The sequence below is a fragment of the Neorhizobium sp. BETTINA12A genome, assembly GCF_023006485.1.
Taxonomy (GTDB): Bacteria; Pseudomonadota; Alphaproteobacteria; order Rhizobiales; family Rhizobiaceae; genus Neorhizobium.
Window position 1 is genome coordinate 1 of sequence record NZ_JALBGW010000142.1, and the last position, 12206, is coordinate 12206.

14 protein-coding genes and 1 pseudogene are annotated in these 12206 nt (G+C 61.8%); 4 read left to right on the top strand and 11 right to left on the bottom strand.

The window, feature by feature from the left end; all coding sequences use genetic code 11:
* From MOV61_RS23630 to tolQ, 6 genes and pseudogenes are all read right to left on the bottom strand, one after another.
* A pseudogene (locus MOV61_RS23630) lies at positions 1-473 on the bottom strand (tol-pal system protein YbgF); the annotation flags it as partial.
* Between the two features lie 176 nt (positions 474-649).
* Positions 650-1183: a peptidoglycan-associated lipoprotein Pal gene (gene pal / locus MOV61_RS23635; protein ID WP_038589288.1), complete on the bottom strand. Its 534-nt coding sequence runs from the start codon at positions 1181-1183 to the stop codon at positions 650-652.
* A gap of 172 nt (positions 1184-1355) precedes the next feature.
* The gene (gene tolB, locus MOV61_RS23640; RefSeq protein WP_038544862.1) at positions 1356-2669 is read right to left on the bottom strand and encodes a Tol-Pal system beta propeller repeat protein TolB; all 1314 of its coding nucleotides are present in this window, start codon (positions 2667-2669) and stop codon (positions 1356-1358) included.
* An 85-nt stretch (positions 2670-2754) separates the two neighbouring features.
* Complete coding sequence (locus tag MOV61_RS23645) at positions 2755-3987, bottom strand: hypothetical protein (RefSeq protein ID WP_247138328.1); 1233 nt, start codon at positions 3985-3987, stop codon at positions 2755-2757.
* Positions 3988-3997: 10 nt separating this feature from the next.
* Entirely contained in the window at positions 3998-4453 is a 456-nt protein-coding gene (tolR, locus tag MOV61_RS23650; protein ID WP_038544868.1) for a protein TolR, read from the bottom strand.
* A 32-nt stretch (positions 4454-4485) separates the two neighbouring features.
* On the bottom strand, positions 4486-5205 hold the full coding sequence (gene tolQ / locus MOV61_RS23655; protein WP_038544871.1) for a protein TolQ: 720 nt from the start codon (positions 5203-5205) through the stop codon (positions 4486-4488).
* A 344-nt stretch (positions 5206-5549) separates the two neighbouring features.
* Here tolQ and MOV61_RS23660 point away from each other — a divergent pair, with 344 nt between their 5' ends.
* Complete coding sequence (locus MOV61_RS23660; protein ID WP_051899797.1) at positions 5550-6236, top strand: lysozyme inhibitor LprI family protein; 687 nt, start codon at positions 5550-5552, stop codon at positions 6234-6236.
* Between the two features lie 7 nt (positions 6237-6243).
* Here MOV61_RS23660 and ybgC read toward each other — a convergent pair whose 3' ends face one another.
* On the bottom strand, positions 6244-6711 hold the full coding sequence (ybgC, locus tag MOV61_RS23665) for a tol-pal system-associated acyl-CoA thioesterase (RefSeq protein WP_247138329.1): 468 nt from the start codon (positions 6709-6711) through the stop codon (positions 6244-6246).
* 122 nt (positions 6712-6833) lie between these two features.
* On the opposite strand from ybgC, the gene MOV61_RS23670 reads away from it, so the two are divergent.
* Genes MOV61_RS23670 through MOV61_RS23680 form a run of 3 tightly spaced genes read left to right on the top strand, consistent with a single transcriptional unit; the run spans position 6834 to position 9764 of the window.
* Positions 6834-8054 carry an NAD-dependent epimerase/dehydratase family protein gene (locus MOV61_RS23670; protein WP_247138330.1) on the top strand — a complete coding sequence of 407 codons (1221 nt, stop codon included), beginning with the start codon at positions 6834-6836 and terminating at the stop codon, positions 8052-8054.
* A 13-nt stretch (positions 8055-8067) separates the two neighbouring features.
* Positions 8068-8880, top strand: a complete 813-nt coding sequence (locus tag MOV61_RS23675; protein WP_247138331.1) for a glycosyltransferase — start codon at positions 8068-8070, stop codon at positions 8878-8880.
* Positions 8877-9764 (top strand): NAD(P)-dependent oxidoreductase, encoded by an 888-nt coding sequence (locus MOV61_RS23680; protein ID WP_247138332.1) that lies wholly within the window; start codon positions 8877-8879, stop codon positions 9762-9764. The genes MOV61_RS23675 and MOV61_RS23680 overlap by 4 nt, the downstream gene beginning before the upstream one ends.
* Here MOV61_RS23680 and MOV61_RS23685 read toward each other — a convergent pair.
* The 4 genes from MOV61_RS23685 to MOV61_RS23700 form a co-directional block, all read right to left on the bottom strand.
* Entirely contained in the window at positions 9748-10113 is a 366-nt protein-coding gene (locus MOV61_RS23685; protein ID WP_038544885.1) for a hypothetical protein, read from the bottom strand. The two genes, MOV61_RS23680 and MOV61_RS23685, sit on opposite strands and share 17 nt — an antisense overlap.
* Positions 10114-10405: 292 nt before the next feature.
* Entirely contained in the window at positions 10406-10918 is a 513-nt protein-coding gene (locus MOV61_RS23690; protein ID WP_247138333.1) for an NUDIX hydrolase, read from the bottom strand.
* Between the two features lie 4 nt (positions 10919-10922).
* Positions 10923-11819 (bottom strand): metallophosphoesterase, encoded by an 897-nt coding sequence (locus MOV61_RS23695; protein WP_038544891.1) that lies wholly within the window; start codon positions 11817-11819, stop codon positions 10923-10925.
* A partial coding sequence (locus MOV61_RS23700) for a Holliday junction DNA helicase RuvB C-terminal domain-containing protein (protein WP_309493846.1) occupies positions 11820-12206 on the bottom strand: 387 nt, incomplete at its 5' end.

A 12206-nucleotide genomic window follows, 5' to 3' on the forward strand; every position in this document is an offset into this window, starting at 1 on the left:
GTCGCCCCGCCGACACCCTGACCGGACGGCGATTCGATGATCCGTGCGACATCGTCGGAGGACTGGGCGGGAGCAGTCGTCTGCGGCAACGGGGGCTGGGCGGCGGGAGCGCGGTTGGACGCCACGGCCGGTTTCCCGGTCGCGTCGTCCACTTCGGTGCGCTTCTTCTTTTCCAGGTCCTGGAAGCGGAATTCGTTGTCTTCCTGCGTCTTGCGCAACTGCTCCTGCATCTGCAGCAGCTGAAAACTCATTTCCTCGATCCGGCCGTTCAACTGCCGGACTTCTTCCTGGAGCTGCTGGATACGGACGGCATCATTGCTCTGCGCCAGAATGACCGGGGGCGGAGTGGTTTCCCGCGGCTGTTCTGCAGCAGGCTGATTGCCGCCCTGGAAGAGTTTCGGCAATGCGAAAGCCCCAGCCGGGGCGCTCGTCGCCATCAGCCCCAGCATCGCTGCCAAGACAAGTTTCTTCATCTTTGTCCGTCCTGCTCTTTAGTCTGCGCCGGATTGGCGCGAGAGGAGATTTTTTCCAACTGCCGGCAAAAAGCAACCGAGCTCCCGGTCAAAAATCCCGGAAAACAGGGCTAAACTATGGAAAAAACAAAAAGGCGGCCCGAAGACCGCCTTTTATTTTCGAGCTGTTGCTCGGATCACATGCCGGCGCCGCCGAGAACGGTGACGGCGCGACGGTTCTGCGACCAGCAGGAGATGTCGTCGCAGACGGCAACCGGGCGTTCCTTGCCGTAGGAGATGGTCTTCATGCGATTCGCCGGAACGCCGCGCGAGGCGAGATATTCCTTGGCGGCGGCGGCACGCCGGGCACCGAGCGCCAGATTGTATTCGCGCGTGCCGCGTTCGTCGGCATGGCCTTCGACGGTGATCGCGTATTTCGGATAGCGGCCCAGCCACTGGGCCTGACGGTCGAGCGTCTGCTGTGCGTCGGCGCGGATCGAAGTGCTATCCGTGTCGAAGAAGATGCGGTCGCCGACATTGACGGTGAAGTCCTGGGTCGAACCGGGCGTTGCAGCGCCGGCGCCGTTGAGGCCGAGCTCACCGGCATTGTTCGGCAGGTTCTTCTTGTTGGCGCAGCCGGCAAGCGCAAGCGCCACAGTCAGGGCGATAACGGCAGGATTGCGGGCGAGGATCTGCATGCGGCTCATCGCCGAAGTATCGGTGCGGCTCATGGCCGGTCTCTCCTTGATCAGTAACTTTCAGAGTTTCCAGATTCTAACCGGGTTCGGTTAACCATGCTCAAATTCTTATGGTTAACAAAATATTCCCGGTGTCCCTTTTCGTTCATTTTCAGCAGATTGGGGCGGGAAAGAGGCGGAATCCCGCCTCTCTCATCAAGGCGCCCTATTCGAGCAGCGGCGACCAGGCCGGATCCGAACCGTAGGAAGGCGTCTTGACCTGCAGCTCGTTATAGCCGGTCAGGTCGATGGAATAGAGCTGCGGACCGCCGGCGCCGGCATTCTGGCGGAAGAACATCAGCACGCGGCCGTTCGGCGCCCAGGTCGGACCTTCGTTGTGGAAGCCGCTCGTCAGGATGCGCTCGCCGGATCCGTCCGGCTTCATCACGCCGATCGAGAACTTGCCGCCCGACTGCTTGGTGAAGGCGATCAGATCGCCGCGCGGCGACCAGACCGGCGTCGAATAGGAACCGTCGCCAAAGGAGATGCGGGTCTGGCCGGAACCGTCGGCATTCATCACGTAGATCTGCGGACGTCCGCCGCGGTCGCTTTCGAAGGCGATGCGGCCGCCGTCAGGCGCATAGGAGGGCGAGGTGTCGATCGCCGCCGTGGAGGTGAGCCGCGTCGTGGTGCGCGAGCGCAGGTCCATCGTATAGATATTGGAATTGCCTTCCTGCTGCAGGCTCATGATCACCTTCTGGCCGTCCGGAGAGAACCGCGGCGAGAACGTCATGCCCGGAAAATTGCCGACCACTTCGCGCTGCCCGGTCTCCAGTTGCAGCAGGTAGACCCGCGGCTGGTTGCCCTCGAACGACATGTAGGTGACTTCCTGCCGGCTTGGCGAGAAGCGCGGCGTCAGCACGATATCCTTGGTGTTGGTCAACATGCGGACGTTGAAGCCGTCCTGATCCATGATCGCCAGCTGGCGCTGGCGGGCGGTCTTCGGCCCGCTTTCGGAGACGAACACGACGCGGGTGTCGAAATAGCCGTTTTCGCCGGTGATCTGCTTGTAGATCGCATCGGCAATGATATGCGCGACGCGGCGCCAGTTTTCCGGCTGGGTGAAGAACTGCTGGCCGGTCATCTGGCTGCCGGCAAACGTATCCCACAGGCGGAACTCGGCGCGCAAGCGGCCGTCGCCTTCGCGGGTGATACGGCCCGTCACCAGCGCCTGCGCATTGATGACCTTCCAGTCCTCGAAGCGCGGTGCCTTGTTGGGATCGGCGATCTTTTCGATGAAGGCGCTTTTGTTGATCGGCGCGAAAAGCCCGGAGCGCTGCAGGTCCGCGGCGATCACCTGGGAAATCTGGGCGCCGAGATCGTTGTTCGACAGGAAATCCGTCACCGCGATCGGCAGCGGCTGAATATTGCCCTTGTTGATGTTGATCTCGACGACAGCGTTGGCCGGGGTCGCGGCCATCAATGCCGTCAACATCCCCGCGGCCACCATCACGGCGCGAAAAAAAGAACTCTTGATCATTGAAACAAGCCTTTCAGCTTAATACGAGAGTTTCGGGGCAGGTTCCGTTTCATCTGTTTCTGCATCGGTTCCATACCTGCCCGGCTCACAATGCAAACTCCGACGGATCGAAGTTCAGCACCAAAACATTCCAACCTTTTTCGCCCTCATACTTTGCGGCGGGCAAATTCTTGAGCGGAGCGGATTTCATCAGGGCGCGGCGCGTGCTGCCCTCGACCGCACGCCGGGTCCCCTCAGGACCACCGGTGGCGGTCACTTCCGGCTCGCCGACGATATTGCCGGACTGATCGAGCTGCACCCGGATCTTCACACGGACTTCCGAGACGCCGGTCAGGCCGCCGACCAGCGCCCAGTTGCCCTGGATCTGTCCCTTGACGTTGTCGATCTCGCTGGAGCTGAGGCCGGTGCCGATGGTCTTGGTATCACCACGGGAGGCCACCTGCGTCGAACGCTTGGCGCCGCCGCCGGATGCCTCCTGCTTGTTCAGCAGGGCTGCGATCTGATCGGCGTTGAAATCGCTCGCCATCGAAGACGACGACTTGGCGGTTTCCTGCTGCTTGCCTTCCTTCTTGTCGGAAGGCTTGACGGATGCGGTCGACTTGTTGTCAGTCTTCGCCGTTTCAGCTGCCTTAGCCGTAACCGGCTTCGTCTCGGCCGGCTTTTCAGCCGGCTTCTCGACGGGCTTGGCCTGCTCCTTCGGCGGTTCGGGCTTCGGCGGCTGCGGCCTCGAAGCCGGCGCCGGAACCGATTGCGGCAACTCGCCTGTCTCGGACGTGTTCTCGCTCTGCAAAGGCGCGGGCGTCGGCTTGGCAGCCTCCGGCTTTGGTGGCGTCGGCTCAGGCTTCGGCGGGGTAGGTTCCGGCTTCGGCGGCGTGATCTCCGGCTTGGGCTGCGGCAGGGCAGCCATCTCGGTCGGCTTCGGCGCCGTCTCTTCCTTGACGATATCCTTGACCTGGTTCTGTTCAGGCGTCGGGGTCGGCGTCGGCCGTTCCACCGGCTTCGGAGCCGCCGTGGTTTCGGTCGGCTGCGGCTTGGTGGTCGGCGTCGGCGGCGTCTTCAGGTCGACATTGTTCTCGCCGGCGTTCTGGGCGTTGTCGACGATCTTCTGGTTCTTGGTTTCTTTGGGGGAAGGCTTCTGGCTGGGGGGCGCCTTCTTGTCACCCTGCTGGGTCTGGGTGATCGATTCGACCGGGACGATGTCGACGGGAAGCGCTTCCACGTCGGCCACGTCGAAAGACGCGGGCGCGCTCAGCGAAACGAGCGCCAAGCCGAGGACCAGCGAGTGGAGGACCAGCGATGTGCCGAGACTGACCTTCATGGCGCCGCGATCACTTCTCCTGTTCCTGCAGGGTCACGAGGCCGATATTCTTGTACCCGGCAGAAGAGATGCGGGCCATGACCTTCATGACGACGCCGTAGGCCGCGGTCGTATCGCCGCGTACGTAGATGCGCTCGTTATAGCCGGTCGTTGCGATCGCCTGCAGCTTCGGCACGATCTCGTCAAGGCCGATCGGAGTTTCCTGGAGGAAGATTTCGCCTTTCGGATTGACCGAGACGGTAATCGGCTGGGTATCGGCGTTCATCGCCTTCGCCTGCGTTTCCGGCAGGTCGATCGGCACGCCGACGGTCATCATCGGTGCCGCCACCATGAAGATGATGAGCAGAACGAGCATGACGTCGACGAGCGGCGTCACGTTGATTTCGCTGATCGCACCGCCGCGACGTCCGCCGCGCCTGCGACGACCGCCACCTGATGCCCTTGCTCCTCCGGCCGACATGCCCATGAGACGTTACTCCTTGAGAGCCCGAAAGGCTTTTACTGCGCCGCCTGGCGCGGCTGCAGCTTCTCGTCGATCTGGCGCGACAGGATGGCGGAAAACTCGTCCGCGAAACCTTCCATGCGGCCCGAAAGCTTGCCGGCATCGGCGGTGAACTTGTTGTAGGCGATGACCGCCGGAATAGCGGCAACAAGGCCGATCGCGGTGGCGAGCAGCGCTTCGGCGATACCAGGCGCGACGACTGCGAGATTGGTGGACTTCGAACCGGCGATCGCCTGGAACGACGTCATGATGCCGATGACCGTGCCGAAGAGGCCGATGAACGGGCCGGCCGAGCCGATCGTCGCGAGCGAGCCGAGGCGCGCCTCATAGGTTTCCGCCTCGCGCGACATGGTGACGTCCATCGCCCGGTCGATACGCATCTGCAGGCCGATCGGCGACCGCGCACCACGCTCGAAGCTCTTCTTCCACTCACGCATGGCGGCGACGAAAATCGCCGCAAGACCGGTATTCGTCCGCTCCGACAGCGTGCGGTAAAGCTCTTCCAGCGACTGGCCGGACCAAAAAACCTGTTCGAACTGGTCGAACTGGCGCTTGGCTTTGCCGAAGCTGATATATTTGTCGATCACGATCGCCCAGGTCCAGACCGATGCGCCGATAAGGCCGATCATCACCAGCTTGACGACCAGACCGGCCTGCATGAACAGCGACCAGAGGCTCACTTCGCTCGCCGCCGCCGCCAAACCTACGTGTTCCATCTACTATCCCCGAATCCAAACGCCCGGCTTTAGGGACCGGGCGGTTCAAAAGCGCGCTCAGGCGAGTATGTCTTTGATCGCTGGATGCGCTTAGCCCTAACCCCAAGATACCCTGAGCTCCAAGCTTGGCTTCTCGCTTTCAATTTTGGTCAAAGGAAGGCGTGCGTTGCACAAATTCCTCAATGCTCAGTAAGACACCATTATCGTTAACGAATGGTTTAGAGCGGCCTTGCAATTGCCAGTTCGCAGATCACTTCAAGTTGGAACAAGGAAAACCGGTGACTTGCAACTTAGTTTTTTCTCATTCAGGGAGTAGCACACCTGTGGAAGCGGATTTTTGGGGAATGACCATGTGGCGTGCGGTGACGATAGCCTTGACGATGTTGATCGCCACGTCGGCGCACGCCGGCTCGTTCGATTGCAAGGGCGTCCCCTCGCCCGATGAACGGATAGTCTGCAACGACCCGCTCCTTTCGGCATTGGACACGGTGCTTCCCAGGGTCCAGGAAAAGGCCGAAAAGGACAACAAGGCGGAGACCCGCAAGACGCTGCGTGACTTCACCAGCGACCGCTCAGCCTGCGGCTCCGACCGATCCTGCGTTCTCAGCACCTATATAGCGATCCTTGGGAAACTCGGCGGCGACAACAGCATTCCCGCGGACGTTACCGCCAATATAATCGCGGCAGGACGGGCCAAACCCTCGCCGACCCTTCCGCAGAAGATCGGCCAATGCGCCGTCACCAACGTGACTGCCGTCCATCCGCGGGTCGGCCAGGATCCCGTCAAGGACGAGGATTACAACTCCGGAACCGGCATCGAATATGCCAACAAAGGCTACCAGGTCTCCTATGCCCGCGAGGAGGCGCTGATCGCCTCCAAGCCCGGCGACAAAGTGACCATGTGCCTGATTTCCACTCCCAAACGCTGCCCGGCGGGCGACGACCGGGGCCGGGAATATTTCGTCACCAACGCACGCACCGGACAGAGCTGGGCAATGGCCGATTCGCAGCATGCCTGTGGCGGCCCGTAGGTCCCGTCTAAACCGGATTGACCTGCCCGGCCGGGCGCCCGAGAAACTTTTCCGCCACGCTCTCCGGCAGCCGGCGCGGACGCCCGTGCCTGTTGATGACGGCGATCACCACCTTTGCGGCGATCAGCAGCGTTTCGCCGCGGCGAATCTGCTGGTTGAGAACCATCTTGGCGCCGCCCGCTTTTTCCGTCACGGTCTGGATGATCAGGATATCGTCCATGCGGGCCGGCTGCTTGAAGTCGATCTCCATGCGGTGGACGACGAAGACCAACCCCTCTTCGTCGGCAGAAAGCAGCGCGCTCTGCTCGCAGCCGAGGCAGCGCAGATAGTCGGTGCGGCCGCGCTCCAGGAAGTGCAGATAACGGGCGTGATAGACGAGGCCGGAAAAATCCGTGTCTTCATAATAGACGCGCTGGGCCAGCCGATGGCCACCTTCCATCAACTCGCCCGATAACAAAAAATTGTATTCCTTCATGGCCTTGCCTTGGAAATTTCCGCTACTCCACTGGATAAGCGCGCAATGCCGCCCCAGTTTTGACGTGCTGTCACATATCCTCCCTATCAGGAAATAAGTCGAAAACCAGCGGAGAGTAACTCATGAAAATTGCAGTCCTGGGCGGCGACGGCTTCGTCGGCTGGCCGACATCGCTTCACCTGTCGGACGCCGGCCACGAGATCCACATCCTCGACAACCTCTCCCGCCGCTGGATCGACACCGAGCTCGGCGTCCAGTCGCTGACGCCGATGGACAGCATCCAGGAACGCACCCGCATCTGGCATGCCGAAACCGGCCGCCGCATCCATTTCCACCTGATCGACCTCGCCAGGGATTACGAGCTCCTGAAGGGCTGGCTTTCGAAACATCGCCCCGACGCCATTGTCCACTTCGCCGAACAGCGGGCCGCGCCCTATTCGATGAAGAGCGACCGGCACAAGAACTACACCGTCAGCAACAATGTAAACGCCACCCATAACCTTTTGAATGCGCTGGTCGAACTCGATCTCGACGCGCATCTCGTGCATCTCGGCACGATGGGCGTCTACGGCTATTCGACGGTCGGCGCCGCCATTCCGGAAGGTTACCTGCCGGTCGGCATCGAAACGGCCGACGGCCGCACCGTTTCCCAGGAGATCCTTTATCCGAGCAATCCCGGCTCGATCTACCACATGACCAAATGCCTCGATCAGCAACTCTTCCAGTTCTACGCGAAGAACGACGGATTGCGGATTACCGACCTGCACCAGGGCATCGTCTGGGGCACCCACACCGAACAGACCCGCCGGCACACGCAATTGATCAATAGATTCGACTATGACGGGGATTACGGGACGGTCTTGAATCGTTTTCTCATCCAGGCGGCGATCGGTTACCCGCTCACCGTCCACGGCACCGGCGGCCAGACCCGCGCCTTCATCCACATCCAGGATTCGGTCCGCTGCGTCGAGATCGCCCTGAGCAACCCGCCCGCCCGCAGCAGCCGCGTCGAGATCTTCAACCAGATGACCGAGACCCATCGGGTGCGCGATCTTGCCAAGATGATCTCGAAAATGACCGGTTCGAGGATCGCCTGGCTGCCGAACCCGCGCAAGGAAGCGCCGGAAAACGAGCTGGTGGTGAGGAACGAAAAATTCCTCGGCCTCGGCCTCGAACCGACCACGCTCGGCGAAGGACTGCTGGGCGAGATCGTCGACGTCGCGAAGAAATACGCCTACCGCGTTGATAGATCACGCGTTCCCGCCGTCTCCGCCTGGACGAGAGACATTGCTGCGAAGGTGGAACATGACCCGGAGGGTGTGAGGTTGAAGTCGGTGTCGTGAGCGGGACGCCCTCATGACCAACGCCTTCGTCACCCTGGTCACCAATGCCGACTATGCCATGGGCGCCACCGCGCTGGCCCGCTCCATCCGCCGCACCGGCACTGAGGCCGATATCGTCGTCCTCCACACCGGCGGCGTCGAGCGCACCGCGCTGGCCCCGCTCGAAACCCTCGGCTGCCGGTCGCTCAAGGTCGAACATCTGCCGCTCTCCGACGCTTTCAACGAACGGCATGCGCGAAAAAACCTGCATGGCGCCGCGCCCTTCACCAAAGGCCGCAAACCGGACTTTCACACGCCGCTCGACAATTTCTGCAAGCTTCGACTCTGGCAGCTCATCGAATACGAAACCTGCGTCTTCATCGATGCCGACGCGCTGGCGCTGAAGCCGATCGACAAGCTGTTTGCCTATCCGGAATTCTCGGCCGCCCCGAACGTCTACGAAAACCTCTCCGACTTCCACCGCCTGAACTCCGGCGTCTTCGTTGCCAAACCGTCTGCCGAGACATTTTACAGGATGCTCGCGACGCTCGACCAGCCGGACGCCTTCTGGCGGCGCACCGACCAGACGTTTCTGGAAACCTTCTTCCCGGATTGGCACGGCCTGCCGGTCTTCATGAACATGCTGCAATACGTCTGGTTCAACATGCCCGACCTCTGGAACTGGGAGAGCATCGGCGTGCTGCATTACCAGTATGAAAAGCCGTGGGAGAAGGATCATCCGAAGGCCGACCGGCTGCGGCCGCTGATCGACCTCTGGCAGGCGTTTTACGAGGACCGCGAGATCCCGGCCCTCTCCACGCTGCCGAAACCGGGAGAAGAGCATTGAAGGTCCTCGTGTCCGGCGGAACAGGTTTGGTCGGCCGCTACATCGTCGAAGGTCTGCTTGATGCCGGCTATCCGGTCATTGTCGGAGGGCGCAATCCGCCAGCGCCCGGCTTCTTTTCCAAACCCGTCGAGTTCGTGCCCCTTTCGCTCGATCTCGCCCTCGACCAGATCGACGCCTTCGACGAGGCTTATTTCTTTGTCCATGCCGCCTTCGACCATCTGCCCGGAAAATACCGCGGCGGCGAAGGCGATGATCCCGACCGCTTCCGCCGCCTGAACCTCGATGGCACCGTAAAGCTGTTCGAGACCGCCAGAAAGGCAGGCACGCGCCGAGCGGTCTTCCTGTCGAGCAGGGCTGTCTATGACGGCCAACCAACCGGAACGGTGCTTGACGAAAATCTCGCTTTAAAGCCGGAGGGACTCTACGGCGAGATCAAACTCTGGACCGAGGGAGCACTGGCAGAACTTTCGGCCCCCGGTTTTGCCACCTCGTCTCTCCGGCTCACCGGCGTCTACGGCAATCTGCGCCCCAACAAATGGGACGCGCTCTTTGCGGATTACCTGGCCGGCCGGCCAGTTCCGTCGCGTGCGGGAACGGAGATCCACGGTCGCGATGTCGCCGCGGCCGTTCGCCTCATGCTGGAAACAGAAACCGGTAAGGTCGCCGGCCACGCCTTTAACGCATCGGATGTTCTGACCGATACGCCTGAAATCCTCAGCCATCTGCCGGTATCTCATCACAACCTGCCACCCCCGGCAGATCGCGGTGCCGTCAACGTCATGCCGACGGACAAACTGAGGGCGCTCGGCTGGCAGCCGGGCGGCGCGCCGCTCCTGCGGCAGACGATCGCGGATCTTGCAGCCACTCTCAATGCGACTGTGTGAAGCGCCGCATCTTTGCGTCGTTCTTTGCCTTTTCGATCGCCTTCTTATGCTCCTCGGCCCATTTCTGGCCCGCATCGCCGCCCCAGAGCAGCCAGGCGATGTAGCCGGTGGACGGATTGTCGTCGTCGCCGAAATTCTCGGCCCGCTTGTCCGCCTTGTGGCGGGAGAAATAGCTCACCATCCGCCGCACCGTCTTTTCCGAGATCGACTTGCGGTTCTTGAGGTCGCGGGCTCGCGCTACCCCAACCATCGTGCCGCCGCGGCGGTACTGGGAGCGGAGCTTCAAGCCTTTTTCAGCAGCCTGCGCCACTTCGGCGGGCGGGATGTGATCCGGGATTTCGCTATCCATGGGTCTTCCTCAGCTCGGACTGACTCTGGAGAACGCGGATGAGGAACGCGGGCTCATCGGCATCCGCCTTGCGCTTGATCGTCTTGCCCTTGGCCTCGGCTCCCCCCAAGTCCGTCCGACCTTGTTTCCGATCTCGATCTTCCGCATGACGTTCTCCTTTCGCAGGAGAAACGGAAAGCAATGCGCAGATGTTCCAGCCGGCACGCCAGGGCGGCTCAGGCGTCAGTTGGCACGACAGCCGACGATCCACCGCCGAGGCCTTTCAAACCCGCTGGAATGCCCAAAAGGCCGACTAGGATTTCAGATCCAGATCGCCGTCGCGCCAGACGAGATGGCGCGGACTGACCGGCAGGTTCTCGATCTCCTCGGCGATGAAGTAAGGCGGGATGTCGAGTGCCCGGAGAGCCTCGGTTGTCGCCGGTACCCATTTGAATTCCAGATCGTGTTCGTCCTTGATCCGATGGACGATGTCCGTCGGATGAAACGGAAACGTCTCCGGGATATCCATCAGGTAATAATAACCGAGCTCGTGCCAGTCGCGGTCTTCGTAGTGGAAGAAATTCTCGACCGACCAGAGCAGCCGGCGAACGCTCACCTCGGCGCCGATTTCCTCGACCATCTCCCGTCTGAGTGTCTCTTCCGAGGTCTCGCCGATCTCGGCCCGCCCACCGGGAAACGTCCAGAAAGCCTCGTCCACGGCGCGATGCACCAACACATGACCGTCCCGGAACCCAAGCCCGGCAATTCGCATCTGAAAGATGCGCTTGCTCTTTGTCTTGATGCGGATGCGAGTGCGGCCTGCCATGCGATTATCCCAGATCGATCACGTTGATTTCGGGCGGCGCGCCGAAGCGGACGGGCAGGCCGGAACAGCCGAGTCCGCCCGATATGATGATATTGCGGCCGCTCTCCTGCACATGCCCGTAGAGATAACGACTGCCGTAGCGGGAAGGAACGATCGGGGCCCAGCCGAACAGCCGCACCTGCCCGCCATGCATGTGACCGGAGAGGGTGAGCGATATGCGATCCGGCACGGTTGGAAAGATGTCCGGCTCATGCGCCATCAAGATGACCGGGGCATCATCGGTTATCTGTGCCAACGTGGCCGGAAGGTCATCCTTGCCGCGCGTCCAATGGCGGGTTTTCTCGTCCGGAAGAAGGGCGATCTGGTCTTCGATGCCGGCCAGCCAGAAAGGCCTGCCATCCTTCTCGAACCGCGCCGCCCGATTGCTGTAGACGGGAATGCCCGCCGCCTCCAGCGCCCTGCGCCCGAACGGGACGCCCTCGCCGCTCGCCTGAACCTCGCTGTCCTGCCACCAGTCGTGATTACCGAGGATGGCATGGGTCCCGAGCGGCGCCTTCAGGCTCGAAAGCGCCCCGGCCCAGGCATCCGGCGGCACATGATCGGTGATGAAGCGCATGCCGGAAACATAATCGCCGAGCAGCAGAATGACGTCGGGTTCGAGCGCATTGGCGGCTTCGCAGATCGAGGCGATCCTCTCGACGGGCATCCAGGGCTTGCAGGCATGGAAATCCGCAAGCGCGACGATCCGAAGCTTCAGCCCCGGCGTCCAGCCAGGCGGCGTCAGCGCATTCCGGGCGACCCTCAGCCGCACCAGCGGCTCGGCCACCGCATAACCGGCCAGCGCCAGAAACGCCGCAACACCGCCCGTAAGAGACGTCAGGAACCCGCGGCGGGAAATCAATCAATCATCCTCGGTGAACATCCGGAACTGCGCCGCCTCGAGATCCTTGGGCGGCTGAAGTCCGAGATGTTTCCACGCATTTGCGGTCAAAACGCGGCCCCGCGGTGTGCGCTGGATGAAACCCTGCTGGATCATGTAGGGTTCGATGATGTCCTCGATCGCATCGCGTGGTTCCGACAGGCCGGCGGCGATGGTCTCGATGCCGACCGGCCCGCCACCGAAATTGACGGCGATCATGTTGAGATACCGCTTATCGAGCTGGTCGAGACCCATATTGTCGACCAGCAGCCGGGTCAGAGCCTCGTCGGCGATCTCCTTCGTCACCGCCTCGGCCCTCGCCACTTCGGCGAAATCGCGCACCCGGCGCAAGAGCCGCCCGGCGATGCG

Coding starts and splice junctions, on each gene's coding strand:
- pal (WP_038589288.1), bottom strand. CDS start 1,183: ATGAGCCGCACCGATACTTCGGCGATGAGCCGCATGCAGATCCTCGCC.
- tolB (WP_038544862.1), bottom strand. CDS start 2,669: ATGATCAAGAGTTCTTTTTTTCGCGCCGTGATGGTGGCCGCGGGGATG.
- MOV61_RS23645 (WP_247138328.1), bottom strand. CDS start 3,987: ATGAAGGTCAGTCTCGGCACATCGCTGGTCCTCCACTCGCTGGTCCTC.
- tolR (WP_038544868.1), bottom strand. CDS start 4,453: ATGGGCATGTCGGCCGGAGGAGCAAGGGCATCAGGTGGCGGTCGTCGC.
- tolQ (WP_038544871.1), bottom strand. CDS start 5,205: ATGGAACACGTAGGTTTGGCGGCGGCGGCGAGCGAAGTGAGCCTCTGG.
- MOV61_RS23660 (WP_051899797.1), top strand. CDS start 5,550: ATGACCATGTGGCGTGCGGTGACGATAGCCTTGACGATGTTGATCGCC.
- ybgC (WP_247138329.1), bottom strand. CDS start 6,711: ATGAAGGAATACAATTTTTTGTTATCGGGCGAGTTGATGGAAGGTGGC.
- MOV61_RS23670 (WP_247138330.1), top strand. CDS start 6,834: ATGAAAATTGCAGTCCTGGGCGGCGACGGCTTCGTCGGCTGGCCGACA.
- MOV61_RS23675 (WP_247138331.1), top strand. CDS start 8,068: ATGACCAACGCCTTCGTCACCCTGGTCACCAATGCCGACTATGCCATG.
- MOV61_RS23685 (WP_038544885.1), bottom strand. CDS start 10,113: ATGGATAGCGAAATCCCGGATCACATCCCGCCCGCCGAAGTGGCGCAG.
- MOV61_RS23690 (WP_247138333.1), bottom strand. CDS start 10,918: ATGGCAGGCCGCACTCGCATCCGCATCAAGACAAAGAGCAAGCGCATC.